Source organism: Sphingomonas arantia (assembly GCF_042682045.1).
In the GTDB taxonomy this organism is placed as follows: domain Bacteria; phylum Pseudomonadota; class Alphaproteobacteria; order Sphingomonadales; family Sphingomonadaceae; genus Sphingomonas_R; species Sphingomonas_R arantia.
This window is the reverse complement of record NZ_JBHUGS010000003.1, coordinates 316210-334718: the sequence shown is the minus strand read 5'-3', so window position 1 is coordinate 334718 and position 18509 is coordinate 316210. Positions and strand designations below refer to the sequence as shown.

17 protein-coding genes are annotated in these 18509 nt (G+C 67.8%); 9 read left to right on the top strand and 8 right to left on the bottom strand.

The window, feature by feature from the left end:
- Position 1 precedes the first annotated feature (1 nt).
- Positions 2–1798: an IlvD/Edd family dehydratase gene (locus ACFSGX_RS12990; protein ID WP_380930498.1), complete on the bottom strand. Its 1797-nt coding sequence runs from the start codon at positions 1796–1798 to the stop codon at positions 2–4.
- A 19-nt stretch (positions 1799–1817) separates the two neighbouring features.
- Positions 1818–2957: an aldose epimerase family protein gene (locus ACFSGX_RS12985; RefSeq protein WP_380930496.1), complete on the bottom strand. Its 1140-nt coding sequence runs from the start codon at positions 2955–2957 to the stop codon at positions 1818–1820.
- Between the two features lie 134 nt (positions 2958–3091).
- Between ACFSGX_RS12985 and ACFSGX_RS12980 the strand changes: the two genes are divergently transcribed.
- The gene (locus ACFSGX_RS12980) at positions 3092–4414 is read left to right on the top strand and encodes a sugar MFS transporter (RefSeq protein WP_380930494.1); all 1323 of its coding nucleotides are present in this window, start codon (positions 3092–3094) and stop codon (positions 4412–4414) included.
- 205 nt (positions 4415–4619) lie between these two features.
- On the opposite strand, the gene ACFSGX_RS12975 is transcribed toward ACFSGX_RS12980, so the two are convergent.
- From ACFSGX_RS12975 to ACFSGX_RS12965, 3 genes are all read right to left on the bottom strand, one after another.
- A complete protein-coding gene (locus tag ACFSGX_RS12975; RefSeq protein WP_380930784.1) occupies positions 4620–5372 on the bottom strand; it encodes a FadR/GntR family transcriptional regulator in 753 nt (250 codons plus the stop codon).
- Between the two features lie 144 nt (positions 5373–5516).
- On the bottom strand, positions 5517–5885 hold the full coding sequence (locus ACFSGX_RS12970; protein ID WP_157176346.1) for a PRC-barrel domain-containing protein: 369 nt from the start codon (positions 5883–5885) through the stop codon (positions 5517–5519).
- Positions 5886–6006: 121 nt separating this feature from the next.
- A complete protein-coding gene (locus ACFSGX_RS12965) occupies positions 6007–6786 on the bottom strand; it encodes an OmpA family protein (RefSeq protein ID WP_380930492.1) in 780 nt (259 codons plus the stop codon).
- Between the two features lie 148 nt (positions 6787–6934).
- Between ACFSGX_RS12965 and ACFSGX_RS12960 the strand changes: the two genes are divergently transcribed.
- The 3 genes from ACFSGX_RS12960 (at position 6935) to ACFSGX_RS12950 (ending at position 10703) form a co-directional block, all read left to right on the top strand.
- A complete protein-coding gene (locus ACFSGX_RS12960) occupies positions 6935–7834 on the top strand; it encodes a pirin family protein (RefSeq protein ID WP_380930491.1) in 900 nt (299 codons plus the stop codon).
- Positions 7831–8727 carry an alpha/beta fold hydrolase gene (locus tag ACFSGX_RS12955; protein WP_380930490.1) on the top strand — a complete coding sequence of 299 codons (897 nt, stop codon included), beginning with the start codon at positions 7831–7833 and terminating at the stop codon, positions 8725–8727. Before ACFSGX_RS12960 ends, ACFSGX_RS12955 begins: the two co-directional genes overlap by 4 nt.
- A gap of 374 nt (positions 8728–9101) precedes the next feature.
- Positions 9102–10703, top strand: coding sequence for a cisplatin damage response ATP-dependent DNA ligase (locus tag ACFSGX_RS12950; protein WP_380930488.1), 1602 nt, complete (start codon positions 9102–9104; stop codon positions 10701–10703).
- 6 nt (positions 10704–10709) lie between these two features.
- Here ACFSGX_RS12950 and ACFSGX_RS12945 read toward each other — a convergent pair whose 3' ends face one another.
- The 3 genes from ACFSGX_RS12945 to ACFSGX_RS12935 form a co-directional block, all read right to left on the bottom strand.
- Positions 10710–11051 (bottom strand): PilZ domain-containing protein, encoded by a 342-nt coding sequence (locus ACFSGX_RS12945; RefSeq protein WP_380930486.1) that lies wholly within the window; start codon positions 11049–11051, stop codon positions 10710–10712.
- Positions 11052–11145: 94 nt separating this feature from the next.
- Positions 11146–11961 (bottom strand): glutaminyl-peptide cyclotransferase, encoded by an 816-nt coding sequence (locus ACFSGX_RS12940; protein WP_380930485.1) that lies wholly within the window; start codon positions 11959–11961, stop codon positions 11146–11148.
- Between the two features lie 251 nt (positions 11962–12212).
- On the bottom strand, positions 12213–13112 hold the full coding sequence (locus ACFSGX_RS12935) for a cold-shock protein (RefSeq protein WP_380930483.1): 900 nt from the start codon (positions 13110–13112) through the stop codon (positions 12213–12215).
- 264 nt (positions 13113–13376) lie between these two features.
- Here ACFSGX_RS12935 and ACFSGX_RS12930 point away from each other — a divergent pair, with 264 nt between their 5' ends.
- The 5 genes from ACFSGX_RS12930 to rpoN all read left to right on the top strand — a co-directional run bounded on the left by ACFSGX_RS12930 (position 13377) and on the right by rpoN (position 18503).
- Positions 13377–13994 carry a ribonuclease D gene (locus ACFSGX_RS12930; protein WP_380930481.1) on the top strand — a complete coding sequence of 206 codons (618 nt, stop codon included), beginning with the start codon at positions 13377–13379 and terminating at the stop codon, positions 13992–13994.
- A complete protein-coding gene (gene lptC, locus ACFSGX_RS12925) occupies positions 13987–14625 on the top strand; it encodes an LPS export ABC transporter periplasmic protein LptC (RefSeq protein ID WP_380930479.1) in 639 nt (212 codons plus the stop codon). The genes ACFSGX_RS12930 and lptC overlap by 8 nt, the downstream gene beginning before the upstream one ends.
- A gap of 5 nt (positions 14626–14630) precedes the next feature.
- A complete protein-coding gene (locus tag ACFSGX_RS12920) occupies positions 14631–15128 on the top strand; it encodes an LptA/OstA family protein (protein ID WP_380930477.1) in 498 nt (165 codons plus the stop codon).
- Between the two features lie 1077 nt (positions 15129–16205).
- Positions 16206–16979 (top strand): LPS export ABC transporter ATP-binding protein, encoded by a 774-nt coding sequence (gene lptB / locus ACFSGX_RS12915; RefSeq protein ID WP_157176358.1) that lies wholly within the window; start codon positions 16206–16208, stop codon positions 16977–16979.
- A 27-nt stretch (positions 16980–17006) separates the two neighbouring features.
- The gene (gene rpoN, locus ACFSGX_RS12910) at positions 17007–18503 is read left to right on the top strand and encodes an RNA polymerase factor sigma-54 (protein WP_380930475.1); all 1497 of its coding nucleotides are present in this window, start codon (positions 17007–17009) and stop codon (positions 18501–18503) included.
- The last annotated feature ends 6 nt before the right edge of the window (positions 18504–18509 follow it).

Below are 18509 nucleotides of genomic sequence, written 5' to 3'. Positions count from 1 at the left end.
CTCAGTGGTTGTCGCGCGGCAGGCCCATGGTCTGGGCGATGCGCTGATACTTCTCGGCGCCTTCCATGATCGCGCCGGTGTTGAGCTGACCGACCGTGGCGCGTTGGATTTCCTGCCACGGGGTCTGCGAGGCGGGGTAGCGGTAGCCGCCGTCGGCCATCAGCGCGGTGCGGCGTTCGGCCAGTTCCGCGTCGGACAGCAGCACGTCGGCGGTGCCCTTGTTCAGGTCGATCCGGACGCGGTCGCCGGTGCGGAGCAGCGCGAGGCCGCCATTGGCCGCGGCCTCCGGCGAGGCGTTGAGGATCGAGGGCGAGCCCGACGTGCCCGACTGCCGCCCGTCGCCGATGCAGGGGAGTGCATGGACCCCTTCGCGGATCAGATAGGCGGGCGGGCGCATGTTGACGACCTCGGCCGCACCCGGATAGCCGATCGGGCCGGCGCCGCGCATGAACAGCAGTGTTTCGGACGTGATGCCGAGCGCCGGATCGTCGATGCGGTGGTGGTAATCCTCCGGCCCGTCGAACACGACGACGGGGCCTTCGAACGCCTCCGGATCGTTCGGGTTGGACAGATAGCGGTCGCGGAATTCAGGGCCGATCACGCTGGTCTTCATGATCGCGGCGTCGAACAAATTGCCCGACAGCACGACGAAGCCGGCATCCTGCAACAGCGGCGTCGCGAACGGGCGGATGACGCGTTCGTCCTCGATCGTCGCATCGCGGCAATTCTCACCGATCGTGCGGCCGTTGGCGGTGATCGCATCCTCGTGGATCAGGCCCTGCTTCATCAGCTCGCCCACCACGGCGGGGACGCCGCCAGCGTGGTAATAATCCTCGCCGAGATATTCGCCGGCGGGCTGGAGGTTGACCATCAGCGGCACCTTGTGGCCGTGCGTCTGCCAGTCCTTCAGATCGAGTTCGACGCCGGTGTGGCGCGCGAGCGCGGCGAGGTGGATCGGCGCGTTGGTGGAGCCGCCGATCGCGGAGTTGACGACGATCGCGTTCAGGAACGCGTCGCGCGTCATGATGTCGGACGGCTTCAGATCCTCGGCCACCATGTCGACGATCCGCTTGCCGGTGAGGTACGCGATCTCCTGACGATCGCGGTAGGGCGCCGGGATCGCGGCGGAACCGGGCAGCTGCATGCCGAGCGCCTCGGCCAGCGAGTTCATCGTCGTGGCGGTGCCCATGGTGTTGCAATAGCCGGTCGACGGCGCGGAGGAGGCGACGAGCTTGATGAAACCGGCGTCGTCGATCTCGCCGGTGGCGAGCATCTGGCGCGCCTTCCAGACGATCGTGCCGGAGCCGGTGCGCTCACCCTTGTGCCAGCCGTTGAGCATCGGGCCGACCGACAGCGCGATGGCGGGGATGTTGACGGTGGCCGCGGCCATCAGGCAGGCCGGCGTCGTCTTGTCGCAACCGATGGTCAGCACGACGCCGTCGAGCGGGTAGCCGTAGAGCACCTCGACCAGCGCCAGATAGGCGAGGTTGCGGTCGAGCCCGGCGGTCGGGCGCTTGCCGGTTTCCTGGATCGGGTGGACCGGGAATTCCAGCGCGATGCCGCCCATTTCGCGGATGCCCTCACGCAGCCGTTCGGCGAGCACGAGGTGGTGGCGGTTGCAGGGGCTGAGGTCCGACCCGGTCTGCGCGATGCCGATGATCGGTTTGCCCGATTGCAGTTCTTCCAGCGACAGGCCGAAGTTCAGATAGCGTTCGAGATAGAGCGCCGTCATGTCGATATTGTCGGGATTGTCGAACCACGCGCGCGAGCGCAGCGGGGGGAAGCGGGTGTCGGTCATGATGCGGGTTCCGGTCGGATCAGCGTTGTACGGAGAAGCGGTAGATCATCTGGTGATGGTAGGGTTTGCCCGGGTCGACGCGTGCGGACACGAACGTCGGTTGGTTGGGCGCATCGGGGAATTTCTGCGGTTCCAGCGCGATGCCGTCGCCCATCCGGTACAGATGGCCGGATTTGCCGACGAACGTGCCGTCGAGGAAGTTGCCGGTGTAGAACTGTACGCCCGGTTCGGTGGTCAGCACCTCGAGCACCCGGCCCGACGCCGGATCCATCAGGCGGGCGGCGAGGCCCGGGGTAGCGGTAACACCCTTGTCCAGCGCGAAATTATGATCGTAGCCCTGGCCGTAGCGCAGTTGCTGGTCGCGGCCGTCGCGCAGCGAAAGGCCGATGACGCGCGGGGCGCGGAAATCGAACGCGGTGCCTTCGACGGGGCGCAGTTCGCCGGTCGGGATCAGTTTGGCATCGACGGGGGTGATCGCGCGCGCCGGGATGGTGAGCAGATGACCCATCGCGCCGGTCGGCGACCCTTCGCCGCCGAGGTCGAAGATGCCGTGGTTGGTCATGTTGACGACGGTCGGCTTGGTGGTCTTCGCATCGAACGCGATGCCCAGGCTGCCACTTTCGTCGAGCGTATAGGTGGTGGTGACGTCGAGCTTGCCGGGATAGCCGGACTCGCCGTCGGGGCTGGTATAGGCGAGGACGAGCTTGGCCACCGGGCCGGGCGTGATCGACACGACGCGCCAGGCGACCTTGTCGAACCCCTTGCCGCCGCCGTGCAGCGAATTGGTCTTGTCGTTCAGCGGCAGCTGGTAGCGCTTGCCGTCGAGCGTGAAAGTGCCGCCGGCGATGCGGTTGGCAAAGCGGCCGACCGTGACGCCGAAGAAATTGGGGTGGTCGACAAAGGATTTCAGATCGTCATAACCCAGCACGACATCGGCCATGCGGCCGTTGCGATCGGGGGCGATGACCGCTTGCAGCGTCGCGCCGTAAGTGAGGACACGCGCAGTGAGACCGGCCTTATTGGTCAGCGTAATGGTTTCGATGGCGGTGCCGTCCGCCAGCGTGCCGGCGGGGGCGCGAGCAATGGTGGTCGCCTGCGCGGTTCCGGCCATGCCGGCCAGCAACGCGGCCGTATGTACGATCAGACCCAGAGTTCGCATGCCGACATCCCCAACGTGAACCGATGGCGCCGTTGACGCGCCTTGTGTCGGTATATAGTCGGACAACATCGAGTAGGGCAAGCCGCGCGCACGCGAGCACGACGTAGGCACCCGGGACGGAGAAGGTGAACAGCATGGCGATGCCAATCCAGACATCCAGGGCAGGCGGCGGGGTCGCCAGCGCGGCGAGCGATGCGCCGGGGACCAGTTACCGGGCGGCGTTGACGCTGCTCGCCAGCCTGTTCTTCATGTGGGGCTTCATCACGGTCATCAACGGCACGCTGCTGCCGCATCTGCGCAGCGTGTTCGAGCTGTCCTACACCCAGACGACGCTGATCGAGTCCGTGTGGTTCATCGCCTATTTCTTCGCATCGATCCCGTCGGCCAAGCTGATCGAGCGGATCGGCTATCAGCGGTCGATGGTCGTCGGGCTCGGCATGATGGCGGCCGGCGCGTTGATCATGGTGCCGGCGGCGCGGATGCCGTCCTACGAAGTCACGCTGTTCGCGCTGTTCGTGATCGCCAGCGGCATCACGCTGCTGCAGGTCGCGGCCAACCCCTATGTCGCGGTGGTGGGCAGTCCGGAGACGGCATCGTCGCGACTGAACCTGGTGCAGGCGTTCAATTCGGCCGGCGCGACGCTGGCCCCGCTGTTCGGCGGGTACCTGATCCTGGGGCGGACGACGTCGGGCACCGCGGCGGCCGGTGCGGCGGCGCTGACGCCGGCGGAGCGGCTGGCCGATGCGCAGTCGGTGGTGCTGCCCTACCTGATCGTGGCGGGCGTGCTGGCGGTGCTGGCGATCGTGATCGCGCGCTTCCCGCTGCCCGCGATGGGGGCCGCGACGCAGCGGTCGGCCAAGGCGGACCGCAAGGGCCTGTCGCTGTGGACGCACCGCAACCTCGTGTTCGGCATCCCGGCGATCTTCATCTACCTGATCGCCGAGATCGGGGTGGGCAACCTGTTCATCAACTTCGTGTCGCAGCCGGACATCGGGAACCTGACGCATCAGCAGGCGTCGAATTATCTGTTCCTGCTGTGGGGCGGGATGATGATCGGCCGGCTGGTCGGCGCGTTCGTGATGCAGAAGGTCGACGCGGCCAAGGTGCTGGCGGTGGCGAGCATCGGTGCGGCGATCGTCATGCTGGTGGCGACGTTCACGACCGGCCATGTCGCGATGTGGGCGCTGATCTCGGTCGGGCTGTTCCATTCGATCATGTTCCCGACGATCTTCACGCTGGGCATCAAGGGGCTGGGGCCGTTAACTGAGGAAGGGTCGGGCCTGCTCATCATGGCGATCGCGGGCGGCGCGCTGGTGGTAGTGCAGGGCTGGCTGGCCGATGCGTACGGCCTGCAATGGTCGTTCCTGCTGACCGTGGCGTGCGAGGCGTACATCCTGTTCTACGCGCTGGTGGGGTCGCGGGTGACGGATGCGTTGCCGGATGCTCGGGTGGCGTGATGCCGGGGGCCGCGGTTGGTCCGCGGCCTTGCAAGCTCGGCGTGATTTGAGCCTGTCGAGAACTGCGCAGGGTTCTCGACAGGCTCGAACCAAACGGATTGGTGCGTGGCGCATGTGCCACGGAGCTTAGGCCCGTGGCGGTGTCGGCGTCTCGGCTGCGCTCGGCGGGTCCCTCGACTTCGCTCGGAATGGGCGGGGTAGGTAACTAGGCCGGTTTCATTGCGGCCTTGGTGTCTTCCAGCGCCTGATCGACCAGGACACGCATCGCCTCGCTCGCCGCGGCCGAGTTGCCGGCGGCGATGGCGTCGTAGACGCGGCGGTGGTCGGGGATCGGGTTGCGCGGCAGGCCCTGCGAACGCTGTTTAAACTTGGTGGTCCAGTGGACCGCCGCGCCGATGCTGGCGCTGAGCACCACGAGTGAGTCGTTGCCGGTCGCGTTCAGCACGGCGTCGTGGAAATCGCGGTCCGCGGCGCGCCCCGCCTCGCTGGCGAGCGTGTGACGCGTCATGCCGGCGAGCGCATCCTTCATGAGTTTCAGGTCGGACCGTTCGCGGCGTTCGGCGGCGAGCGCGGCGGCGGCAGGCTCGACGATGCCGCGCAGTTCGAACAAGCCGCGGATGAACCGCATGTCGGGTTCGCCGGTGAACGCCCAGGCGAGCACGTCGGGATCGAGCACGTTCCAGCGGTTGCGCGGCAGGACGCGGGTGCCCGCCTTGGGACGGCTTTCGACCAGACCCTTGGCGCTGAGCACCTGAACCGCCTCGCGATACGCGCTGCGCGAGACGCCGAGCGCTTCCGAGAACACCACCTCGCCCGACAGCACGTCGCCCGGCGCATATTCGCCGGACAGGATGGCCACGCCGAGTTTATGCGCGATCGCGCCGTGCAGGCGACGACCGGTGCCGCGCGACGCGGGGGCGGCCACCGCGGCCGGTGCTTCGATCACGGGGTTAGGCAGCTTGTCTTCGACAGGCGCCACGTCCGCATCGGATTTCAGGTCGTCCAACCGCCCCTCCCAGAACATATTTCAACGGCGTAACAGGGGAGGCGGTATCGTGGAACGAAAAACTCCGACAGTCGCGCGTCGCCCGACAAACTGCGGTCAGGCGACCGAGGCGTAGTAGCTCGACACGCGGCCGGCATAGGCGCGGTCGAACACTGGTTCGGTGCTGCCGCTGAAGCTCGGCCCGCCTTCGAGCAAGCGCTTGTCGATCGACACGACGTAGCCGACATTTTCGGCATCGTAGGTCAGCGCCGACCACGGGACCGGATAGAAGGTCTGGCCGATACCGAGCAGGCCGCCGATGCGGAGCACGACATAGGTCACCTGGCCGGTGCGGCGGTCGATCTTGAACGTCGACACTGCGCCCAGCGCCACACCGTCGCGTGTGCGGACGGGCGTGCCGTCCACCTTGTGCGAAGAGATCAGGAAATCGACGTCTTCGGCGGGAAGGTCGAGGGGCTGGGTCATGCGCGGTCTCCTGGGTTTCGGGGCGTCAACCGTTTCGGGGTTGGGGTGTTCCCCCCAACCCCGATCCTGCACGACCCGCCGCGAAGAAACCAGCGATCGACGGGCCGCCCGGAACGCCCGATCAGTCGCGATAGTCGAAGCTGCGCGCCTGCTGACCGATCAGCGTCACTTCGACGCGGCGGTTGAGCTGACGACCTGCCGGCGTGGCGTTGGTCGCGACCGGCGTGGTTTCGCCGAACCCCTGGACGCGGAAGCGATCGCGCTCGACGCCCATCGTGCCAAGCGCCTGGCGGACCGTGCTGGCGCGGCGTTCCGACAACTGCTGGTTCGCGGCGGCGCCGCCGACCGAGTCCGTGTGGCCGTCGATCCGGACGCGGACGTTGCGGTTGGCGCGCAGATAGCCGGCGAGCGGGCGGAGTCGCGCCTCGGCACCCGGGCGCAGTTCCGCGCTGCCGGTACGGAACAGCACGTCCTGCAGCACGAGCGTGGCGCCGTAGCGGGTCTGCTTCATGCGGTAGTCGCGCATGCCGCGGCGATCCCAGCCGCCGCCCTGCGGTGCGACCGGCACGGCGACCACGACGTCGCGCGAGTCCCAATCGAACCGGCGGCGGTCTGCGCCGGCGATGCGCGCAAAGGCGGCGTTGGCGTCGTCCGCCTCGCGCCGGTTGATGCGGCCGTCGTCGTTGGCGTCGAAATTGCGCAGGACGAAGGCGCGGCCGCGGTTGGTGGCGCGCAGTTCGGGGTAGAGGATCGGCACGCCGTTGCCCTGGAGCAGGATGTCGCGTTCGCCGCGCCGGCCGCCGCCGAAGTCGAACCGGTCCTGCGCGGAGGCGGTGGCGGGGACCGCGGCCAGCGTGAGCGCGGCGAGGGTGGTGGTCAATATCGTGCGCGTGATGGTCATGATCGGTCCTGCTCCTGTTGGAATATGCGGCTCCTTTCGGCCGGGCGCGTTGAACCCGCGATGAGTGGTGATGTTAGCTGCGGTTCATGCGGCGGGGTGGAGCGGGGTTCCGTTCCGGGTTAGGCTGATGACCCAGAGGAGAGCGTCGATGCAGAACGAAGACACGGTGTTGCAGACGCTGCTGCCCGTCACGCACGATCTGGGCGGGTTCAAGGTGCATCGCACATTGCCGCACAAGGACCGCACGATGGTCGGGCCGTTCGTGTTCTTCGACCAGATGGGACCGGCGCACCTGCCGCAGGGCGAGGGGATCGACGTGCGGCCGCATCCGCATATCGCGCTGAGCACCGTCACATACCTGTTCGACGGGGCGATCGATCACCGCGATTCGCTGGGCACGGTGCAGACGATCGGGGTGGGTGCGGTGAACCTGATGACCGCGGGCACCGGCATCGTCCATTCGGAACGGTCGCCGATCGTGGAGCGTGCGAAGGGGCCGCCGCTGTCCGGGATCCAGACCTGGCTGGCGCTGCCCGACGGGCGGGAGGAGATCGACCCGGCGTTCCAGCATGTCGCGGCGGACGCGCTGCCTGTGTTCGGCGACAGCGGGGCGCGCGCTACGGTGATCATGGGGACGTTGTGGGGGCAGACGTCGCCGGTCACCGCGCATGCGCCGACCATCTATGCCGACATCGCACTGGAGCCGGGCGGGCAGGTGCCGATCGATGCGGACGCCGACGAACGCGGACTGTACCTGGTCGAGGGCGAGGCGACGATCGACGGACGGCCGCTGGCCAAGATGGCGCTGATCGTCCTGCGGCCGGGGATCACCGCGACGTTGAAGTCGATGAGCGGCGCGCGGGTGATGCTGGCGGGTGGCGGGGCGTTCGCGACGCCGCGGCATGTATGGTGGAATTTCGTGTCGTCCTCGCAGGAGCGGATTCGGCAGGCGCGGGCGGACTGGACCGCGGGCAAGTTCGCGACCGTGCCGGGCGATCCGGAGTACATCCCGATCCCGCCCGTACCGAATACGGTCAGCTATCCGTGAGCGGGCTGCGGCGGATCACGCTGTCGACCGGGGTATCGCTCGACGTCGCGGTGGCGGGCGATCCGGCGGCGCCGGCGATCCTGTTCCTGCACGGGTTTCCGGAGTCGCACCGGACCTGGCTGCATCAGATCTCGGCGTTGTCCGGAGACCATTACTGCGTCGCGCCGGATCAGCGCGGCTATGCCGGGTCTTCGAAGCCGGAGGCGGTGGCGGACTATGGCATCGACCGGCTGGTGGCGGATGTCATCGCGCTGGCCGATGCGCTCGGGATCGGGCGGTTCACGCTGGCGGCGCATGACTGGGGCGGGGCGGTCGGCTGGGCGACGGCGTTGCGCCATCCGGACCGGGTGGAGCGGCTGGTGATCGCCAATGCGCCGCATCCGCTGCTGTTTCAGCGCGCGCTGATCGACGATCCGGCGCAGCGTGCGGCGAGCCAGTATATTCGGGCGTTCCGCGATCCGGGGATCGAGGCGCGGATCGCGGAGATGGGGCTGGACGGGTTTTACGACCGGAGCTTTGCGCCGCATGTCGATCCGGCGCGGGTGACGGCGGCGGATCGCGCGGAGTATCTGGCGGAATGGGGCCAGCCGGGTGCGCTGACGGGCATGCTGAACTGGTATCGTGCGGCGCCGATCGTGGTGCCGGCGATGGACGAAGATGTTGCGCGGCCTGCGTGGGTCGATGCGGCGTTTCCGGTGCTGGAGATGCCGGTGCTGGTGGTGTGGGGGATGCGGGACCGGGCCTTGCTGGCGGCGCAGCTCGATGGGCTGGATGCAGTGGTGCGCGACCTGACGGTGGCGCGGATCGATGCGGGGCATTTCGTGCCCTGGGAGGCGCCGGAGGCGGTGACTGGGGTCATGCGGGAGTGGTTGGGGATGAAGCCTCGGGCTTAGGTTTGGTCGTGCGACATTCGAAGCGGCTGTTGATCCGCACTTTCCAGACTCCCGTTCGTGCTGAGTAGAGACCGAGTAGCGCTCTTGCGCGTATCGAGGGGTCGTATCGAAGCATGGCCTAGCGGGCGGGTCGGGTCCTTCGATACGGGCCTTCGGCTTCGCTCGAAGGGTTCCTCGACTTCGCTCGGGATGTGCGGGGTTTGGGGGTAGCGCGGGTTCTCGACAGGCTCGAACCGAACGGGGTTGGGGGGATGAACGCGTTGGAACGGGTGTTGCGCGGCGTTCTCGACAGGCTCGAACTGAACGGGTTTGGGTAGCCCGCGGACCTTGCGTTTCCCGTCGGACCCGGACGGGCGTCGGGTCGTTGTGCGGGGATGCGGGCGTTTTCTCAGCTTCTCGACAGTCTTGTCTATACGCGGTCGCGCAATGCGAAGTTGAAGCTGATCGCGGATTATCTGCGGGCCACGCCGGACCCGGATCGCGGGTGGGCGATGGCGGCGTTGACGGGTGACCTCGATATTCCGGCGGTGAAGTCGGCGGCGATCCGGGCGCTGGTCGAGGAGCGGGTCGATCCGGTGCTGTTCCGGATGAGCCGCGACTATGTCGGCGATACGGCCGAGACGGTGGCGTTGCTGTGGCCAGCACCTGCGGGGGAGCCGGCGGAGATCGACGACGGGTCGCTCGGGCTGGCGGCGGTGATCGAGCGGTTGCGGAGCCTGAACCGGGTCGAGGGGCCGCGCGCGATCGCGGGGATGCTCGACCATCTCGATTCGTCGGGGCGTTATGCGTTGCTGAAGCTGGCGACCGGCGGCCTGCGTGTCGGCGTGTCGGCGCGGTTGGCCAAGACGGCGCTGGCGAACGGGTTCGGGCTGGACGTCGATGCGGTCGAGGAGATCTGGCACGGGATCGACCCGCCTTATGCCGCGCTGTTCGCGTGGGCGGAGGGGCGCGGCGAGCAGCCGACGCCGGCCGACGTGCCGGTGTTCCGGCCGTTCATGCTGGCGCATCCGCTGGAGGACGCGATCGTCGACATGGCGGACTATGTCGCGGAGTGGAAGTGGGACGGCATCCGCGTGCAGATCGTGCGGACCGCGGGGCAGACGCGGCTGTACAGCCGGGCGGGCGACGACATCACCGGCAGTTTTCCGGACGTGGCGGCGGCGGTGCGGCACGACGGCGCGCTGGACGGCGAGCTGCTGGTCAAGGGCGCACATCAGGGCGGCGCGCTGGAGGATGGCGGGGGTGCGGCCAGTTTCAACGCGTTGCAGCAGCGGCTGGGACGTAAGCTGGTGTCGGCCAAGATGCAGGCGGATTATCCGGCGTTCGTGCGGGTGTACGACATCCTGCTCGACGGTATGGAGGATGTCCGCGCGCTGCCCTGGACCGAGCGGCGCGCGCGGCTGGAGGCGTTTGCGGGGGCGCTCGACCCGGACCGGTTCGACCTGTCGGCGGTGATCGACGCGGCGGACTTCACGGCGCTGGAGGAGATCCGCGCCACGTCGCGCGATGCGGCGATCGAGGGGGTGATGCTGAAGCGTCGCGACAGTCCCTATGTCGGCGGGCGGCGTGCAGGGATGTGGTACAAGTGGAAGCGCGATCCGCTGAGCTGCGACTGCGTGATGATGTATGCGCAGCGTGGGTCGGGCAAGCGATCGAGCTTCTATTCCGACTATACGTTCGGATGCTGGACCGAGGATGGCGAGCTGCTGCCGGTCGGCAAGGCGTATTCCGGGTTCACCGACGAGGAGCTGAAGTGGCTCGACAAGTTCGTGCGGACCAACACGACGGGGCGGTTCGGGCCGGTGCGCGAGGTCGAGAAGACGCTGGTGCTGGAGGTGGCGTTCGATTCGATCCACGAATCGAAGCGGCACAAGTCCGGGCTGGCAATGCGGTTTCCGCGGATCAGCCGCATCCGGCGCGACAAGCCTGCGGCGGAGGCGGACCGGATCGACACGCTGCGCCGGATGATCGGCTAGGCGGGCTCAGCTGTTCCGGTCGATCACGGCCTGCAGGACGGAGGGGTGCATCGGGGCCGTGAATTCCGCGCCGATGCGGAACCCGGTGGCCCAGGCGACGCGCGCCATCATGGGGGCGAGGCCGGGGAGCGTCAGCCAGAGCGTGGTGCCGACGCGCGGCGGATCGTCGACCTCCGTACAGAAGCCGCCGGGCGACAGGTCGACCAGCCGGACCGAGAAGCGTTGCAGACCCTGGCGGCGCAACGAAACCGGGAAGTCCGCCGGGGTGCGTTCGGTGCGGCGTGGCGTGTGCGCTTCGTCGGTGGAAGGCACGGTGCTGGCGGCGTCAACGGCGGCGGGTTCGGTCATCGGCATAGTCCTTTCGTACCCCGGACTACACCGCGAAACATCGCCATAGCGTTAACATAGAGTTGCGTTCAGGTGTTTAACGCCGGGAACGCCGTCATTTCGGAATACGGATTTCGAACAGCGACGGCCAGTATTTGCCGGTGACGAACAGCCGATCCTTTGCGGCGTCATAGGCGATGCCGTTCAGCACCGCGTCGGGATCGGTGACCGTAACCTGCGCGACCAGACTGCGCAGGTCGAGCCAGCCCTTCACGCGGCCGGTGGCGGGATCGATCCGCGCGATCATCGCGGTCTGCCAGATATTGGCGAGGATCTCGCCCTTCACATATTCCAGTTCGTTGAGGTTCATGACCGGCTGGCCGTCGGCGGTCACGCGAATCCGGCCTTGTTCGGCGAAGGTGACGGGGTCGAGGAAACGCAGTTCGGCCGTGCCGTCGGACAGGATCAGGCGGCGGCCGTCCTGCGTCAGGCCCCAGCCTTCGCCGGGGTAGCGGAATTCGGACTTCTGGCGCAGCGTCGCGCGGTCCCAGCGCCAGCCGGTGCCGTTCTGCCAGCTGAGGCTGACGAGGTCGTTCTTCCAGAGTGCCATGCCCTCGCCGAACACGTCGGCGCGAACGGCCGCGCTTTGCAGGACCTTGCCATCGGCCAGCCGGACCTGGCGGATCTGGGATTGGCCGACCTGGCCGGTGCTCTCGTAGAACGACCCCTTATGCCAGAGCAGGCCTTGCGTGAACGCGCCGGTGTCGTGCGGGTAACGTGCGACGACGGTGGGGACGACGATCGGTGCGGGCGCGGCGTCGGCAGGGCGGGCGGTATCGACGGGCCGGTCCTCCAGGGCGGGTGCGGGTGGGGTCGCCGAGCAGGCCAGCGAGGCGCCAAGCAGGGGAAGCAGGCAGAACAGCAGACGCATGCGGCGGGTTCCGTGACCGGGGAGGAGGGCGCGTTATCGGCGCGGTGGGGGCGGGAGGGAAGTGTTTGTTGTGGGGTTGGGATGCGGGCGTGACGAGAGGAAGCAACCAGGCCCCGGCCTGCGCCGGGGAGGTGCGGGCGGCTGGTCATCGTCCTCGCTCGGGTTGGGCGTCCGGGCCGGCGGACAGCAAAAACCCGGCCCTCCGTGTGGAGGACCGGGCTGTTGTTCGGCACCGCGGATGCGGGCCGGGGTTAGGCGAGGGAGGTGAGGTTCACCGCGGCGTACTTTCCGCGACGGTCGACCTCCAGCTCGAATTCGAGCCGGTCGCCTTCGTTGAGGTTCGTCATGCCGGCACGTTCGACGGCCGAGATGTGGACGAATGCGTCCGGCTGTCCATCGTCGCGCTGGATGAAGCCGAAGCCCTTCATCGCGTTGAAGAACTTGACAGTGCCGCTGGCCTTCTCGCCCGTCAGCTGGCGCTGCGGACCACCGGCACCGGCACCACCGGCGGGCGCACCGCGGGGGGCGCCCATGCCACCGGCATCGCGATCGCGCGGCGGGCCGCGGTCCTCGGTCACCGGCATCGGCTCGCCGTCGATCTTCAGGTCGGTCGCGGAGACGCGGCCGCCGCGGTCGACGAGCGTGAACTCGAGCGGCTGACCTTCGGCCAGACCGGTGAGACCGGCCTGTTCGACGGCCGAGATATGGACGAACACGTCTTCGCCGCCATCATCACGGACGACGAAGCCGAAGCCCTTCTGACCGTTGAAGAACTTCACGACGCCCTTGCCTTCGCCGATCACCTGCGCGGGCATGCCGCCACGCGCGCCGCCGACGGCACCACCGCCGCCGCCGCCACGGAAACCGCCGCCGCCGCCGCCGCCGAAGCGATCGCCGCCACCGCCGCCGCCGTAACCGCCGCCGCCGCCGCTGTTGCCACCGCCGAAGCGATCGCCGCCGCCGCCGTAGGAGCTGCCGCCGCCGCCGAAGCGATCGCCGCCGCCACCATAGCCGCCGCCACCGCCGCCGCCGCCGTAACCGCCGCCGCCACCGTAGGAGCTGCCGCCACCATAGCTGCTGCTATCGTCGCCGCCAAAGTTGCCCTTGCCCTTGTCGCCGCGCTGCCCGCGCCGTCCTCGATCGAAACTCATGCCTAGTAAATCTTTCCCGGTCGCCCCTGCAGTGAATAGCATGCACGCCGGGCGAGGCGTACGCACTGTCCAGCACGAGCCAAGGCCGTGCCAAAGAATCGCCATAAAGTATTTCGGTGGCCACGGCGAGTCGTTTCGCCGGAGCGGTGCGGTGCCGGGGTGGATGGACTTTGCCCTGTGTCCCGGTTGCCATCCCGTCCGGCATCGCGCGTCGCCCGCGCTTTGCGATTGAGCCCGCGTCCGGCACCGCCTATGCGCTGATCTATGACAGTCCATTTCCATGAAGAAGATCTTCCGGCCGGCGTGCTCGCCCCCGGACCCGTCGCGGTCGATACCGAGACGATGGGGTTGATGACGCCGCGCGACCGGTTGTGCCTGCTCCAGATCTCCGACGGGGGCGGCGACGAGCATCTCGTGCGGTTCAGCCCCGACAGCGACTATGCCGCGCCGAACCTGCGCGCCGTGCTGGCCGATCCGGAACGGCTGAAGCTGTATCACTTCGCGCGGTTCGACGTGGCGGCGATCCGCTACTATCTGGAGGTGACGGCGGCGCCGATCTACTGCACCAAGATCGCGTCGAAGCTGATCCGTACCTATACCGACCGGCACGGGTTGAAGGAGCTGGTGCGCGAGCTGCTGGGGCAGGACATCAGCAAGCAGCAGCAATCGTCCGACTGGGGCGCGCCCGAGCTGAGCGATGCGCAGAAGGATTATGCGGCGTCCGACGTGCGGTTCCTGCACGCGATGAAGGCGAAGCTGGACGTGCGGCTGGAACGCGAGGGGCGGATGGGCCTGGCGCAGGCGTGCTTCGATTTCCTGCCGACGCGCGCGGCGCTGGACATCGCCGGCTGGGCGGAGGTCGATATCTTCGCCCATGTCTGAGGCAGGCGCGAAAGCGCGAAGCAAGCGCCAGCAATGGGCGGCGCGCGGCGGCAGCCACGACCGGGTCATCGGCCTGCTGCGCATCGCGTTGCCGATCGCAATCGCCGCGCTGTTCGTGCTGCTGGCGGTGGCGCCGCTGCTGGGCGGACGCGACGTGAGCTTCGTGCTGGCCAAGGACCGCGTCGACGTGGCGCGCGAGCGGATGCGCGTGACCGAGGCGAACTACCGCGGGCAGGACGCGAAGGGCCAGCCGTTCCAGCTGCGCGCGGCATCCGCGGTGCAGCAGACGTCGCGCGACCCGGTGGTGCGGATGGACGACCTGTCGGCGCGCATCGCGCTGGACGACGGACCCGCGACGATCGTGGCGCGCAAGGGCCGCTACGACATGGATACGGAACGGGTCGCGATCGACGGGCAGGTGCTGTTCAGCGGCGCCAACGGATACCGGATGCAGACCCGCGACGTGACGGTGGACCTGAAGACGCGCAAGATCGCATCGGGCGGTGCCGTGGACGGCAAGGGCGAGCTGGGCACATTCCAGGGCGGGCACCTGACCGGCGACCTGAACACGCGGGTCGTGACGCTGACCCAAGGTGTGCGGTTGCAAATCCCGCGGCGTGAGGCCAAGTGACCGCCATGATCCGCACCCTCGCCCCCGTCCTCCTCCTGATCGGCACGGCCGCGGTGGCGCAGACCTCCACCGGGCTGGCGGGGCTCGACACCAGCGGGCCGATCGACGTGACGTCCGACTCGGGAACGCTGGCCAGCCGCGACGGGCGCGCGGTGCTGAACGGCAATGTCCGCGTGGTGCAGGGGAACCTGAAACTGACGTCGGACCGCGCGACGATCACGTATCTGACGGTGGCCGGCAATCCGCAGATCCAGCGGCTGGACGCGAGCGGTGGCGTGACGGTGACTGCACCGACCGAGACCGCGCGCAGCCAGTTCGCGATCTACGACCTGAACAAGCGGGTGATCACGATGCTGGGCGGCGTCGTGCTGACCCGCCAGGGCGGCAACCAGGTACGCAGCCAGCGGCTGGTGTACGACCTGACCTCCGGCCGCGCCAACGTCGACGGCGGCGCGCAGGGCGGGCGGGTGACCGGGCGGTTTACGGTACCGGACCGGAAGTAGGCGTCGGAGCAATCCCGCATGCTTCCGCCGGACTAAGTTGTGACCGGGCGCACCTGACATCAGCTCCGTTTGGTTCGAGCCTGTCGAGAACGCCGCCCCGAGTTCTCGACAGGCTCGAACCAAATGGCGGCAGCGGGTTCAAATGGTTTGAACGGTCAAGCCAATGCTGCATCGGACTTGCGCATCAGATAAAGTGCTGCGGTTCTGGCGTTCCTCAGTGATGCGAAACCTGTGAATTTTGCATCGTGGGAGCGGAAAGTGGTGAAAGGTGGACGGTTGTTTTACGGCTGCTCAAACGCTTCAACGTGACGCGCCAATGGACATGTGTGCGGAGCAAGCTCAAGCTTGACGATCTCGCGCCGTCCATACGCGGGGCTGATGGCGAACGTCACTCGTACTCGCGAATCCGGTCTAACCAAACCTCCCGCCGTAGAGACTAAATGGAAAGCCGGCCGTACCTCACCCGCGCCGTAGCTAAACGTAAGCCCGCCAACACTCCATTCCTCGTCACCGGCGGTATTCTTAGTCCCGTATGGAGAGCCGGGCCGGAAATAATCTAAACAGCCTTCCGCCGTCTGAACTTTTCCGCCCGCGACTGCACTGCGTATGGCGGCCGTGTAGCGTACGTCCAGGACGATCAAGTACGTGCACAATACGATCCATACCGTCGCGAATATCGGAAGTGAACGACGCCAGCGCCAGCGCCGCCGAACTGCCAACCACGCCAGCACCGCCAGGAGAACGCCGGCGAACACGAAGATAGCCATAAACCAATAAGCTGGTCGGATGAGCCCGATGTGCTGCGTTAGATCAAAAACAGTCTGAAATTTTGGAGGCATACGTCAGCTTACGCAGCAGCCCGAATGTCCGCAATTAGGCGCTTCCATGCCCACCGGCTTGATGCAAAACTTTTGATTTTTGCATCAAGGCAGGCTGGTTCACGGATAAGAATTGCGGTGGACGGCGGCATGGCGACCGGTCTGGTAGTTGGCATAGGCGACAGTGCAGGCCCCGCCCGGCCTTCCGCGACGTCGCGCATGGATTGTCGGCGCGCTCCGCCTCCGCTAGGCAGCGGGGATGAGCGAGACCCTGATCCTGGCGGATGCGAGCAGCGATGGCCATGCGGTGGCGCGCGGGTTGTCGATCGTCTCGATCGCCAAGTCGTACGACCGGCGGCAGGTCTTGTCGGACGTGTCGCTGGACGTGGCGCGTGGCGAGGTCGTGGGCCTGCTCGGGCCGAACGGTGCGGGCAAGACGACGTGCTTCTACTCCGTCATGGGGCTCGTAAAGCCGGATGCGGGACGCATCCTGCTGGACGGCGAGGATATCACCGGGCTGCCGATGTATCGCCGCGCGATCCTGGGGCTTGGGTATCTGCCGCAGGAGACGTCGATCTTTCGCGGGCTGACCGTCGCCCAGAACATCATGGCGGTGCTGGAGCTGGCCGAGCCGGACAAGGCGGCGCGCGCGGCGAAGCTCGAGACGCTGCTCGAGGAATTCCACATCGGGCGGCTGCGCGATTCGCCGGCGATGGCGCTGTCGGGCGGCGAGCGGCGGCGGTGCGAGATCGCGCGCGCGCTGGCCGCGGACCCGTCGATCATGCTGCTGGACGAGCCGTTCGCGGGCATCGATCCGATCTCGATCGCCGACATCCGCGATCTGGTGAAGGACCTGAAGCGGCGCGACATCGGCGTGCTGATCACCGATCACAATGTCCGCGAGACGCTCGACATCGTCGACCGGGCCTGCATCATCTACGACGGCAAGGTGCTGTTCCAGGGCAGCCCGCAGGCGCTGGTGGCTGACGAGAATGTCCGCCGGCTGTATCTCGGCGAGAGCTTCGCGCTCTAGCGGGATGGCTGGGGGGCCCGCCACGTCATGAGCCTGGCCCCGCGACTGGACCTGCGCCAGTCGCAGTCGCTGGTGATGACGCCGCAGTTGCAGCAGGCGATCAAGCTGCTCGCGCTGTCGAACCTGGAGATCGAAGGGTTCATCGCCGAGGAGCTGGAGAAGAACCCGCTGCTCGAGGCGGGGCGCGAGGAGGGCGATGCGCCCGAGGTGGAGCGTGACGCGGTGGTCGTCGAAACCGCCGAGCCGGCGACCGCGGACCAGTTGATCGCGGCGGGCGAGGGCGCGGCGGACCAGCCGCTCGACGTCGATTACGATGCCGAGACCTTCATCCACGACGGGCCGACCGATGCGGGGCCGGGCATGGACGGTGCGCTGGGGATGGACGGCACGCGGTCCGGCGCGGCGCTGGCGGCGGACGGGGAGGGGTATGAGGCGACATTGGTCGCGGACCTGTCGCTGCACGATCATCTGATGGCGCAGGCCGGGATGGTGCTGGCGGGGACGGACCTGATCGTTGCGGGCCATCTGATCGACCTGATCGACGAGGCGGGGTATCTGACCGGGCGGATCGAAGAGGTGGCCGAGCGGCTCGGACTGCCGGTCGCGGCGGTCGAGCGCGTGCTGGGCGTGGTGCAGGGGCTGGAGCCGACCGGGGTCGCAGCGCGCGGGCTGGCGGAGTGCCTGGCGTTGCAGGCGCGCGAGGCGGACCGGTACGACCCGTGCATGGCCGCGCTGATCGCGAACCTGGACCTGGTCGCGCGCGGATCGATGGCGCAGCTGCGGCGGCTGTGCCGGGTCGACGACGAGGATCTGGTCGACATGATCCGCGAGCTGCGGCGCTACGATCCGAAGCCGGGGCTGCGGTTTGGCGGGGGGCGGATCGAGGCGGTGTCGCCGGACATCTTCGTCGCGCGGCGCGGGGCCGGCTGGGCGATCGAGCTGAACAGCGCGACGTTGCCGCGTGTGCTGCTGAACCGCAGCTATTATGTCGAGCTGTCGGGGGGCGTGCAGGACAAGGCGTCGAAGGCGTGGCTGGCGGACTGCGTGGCGAGCGCGAACTGGCTGGTAAAGGCGCTCGACCAGCGCGCGCGTACGATCGTGAAGGTGGCGACCGAACTGGTGCAGCAGCAGGAGGCGTTCTTCCGCCACGGGGTGACGCACCTGCGCCCGCTGACGCTGCGTACCGTGGCGGATGCGATCGGGATGCACGAATCGACGGTCAGCCGGGTGACGTCGAACAAATATCTGAGCTGCGAACGCGGGCTGTTCGAGCTGAAATACTTCTTCACCAGCGGCATCCAGTCGGCGGACGGCGGCGAGGCGGCATCGGCGGAGGCGGTGAAGGACGCGATCGGCCGGCTGATCGCGGCGGAGGGCGCAGCGGTGCTGTCCGACGACGCGCTGGTCGACCTGCTGAAGGCGCGCGGGTTCGACATCGCGCGGCGCACGGTGGCGAAATATCGCGAGGCGATCGGGCTGGGGTCGAGCGTGCAGCGGCGGCGGCAGAAGGCTTTGGGGGGTTAGGTGGCT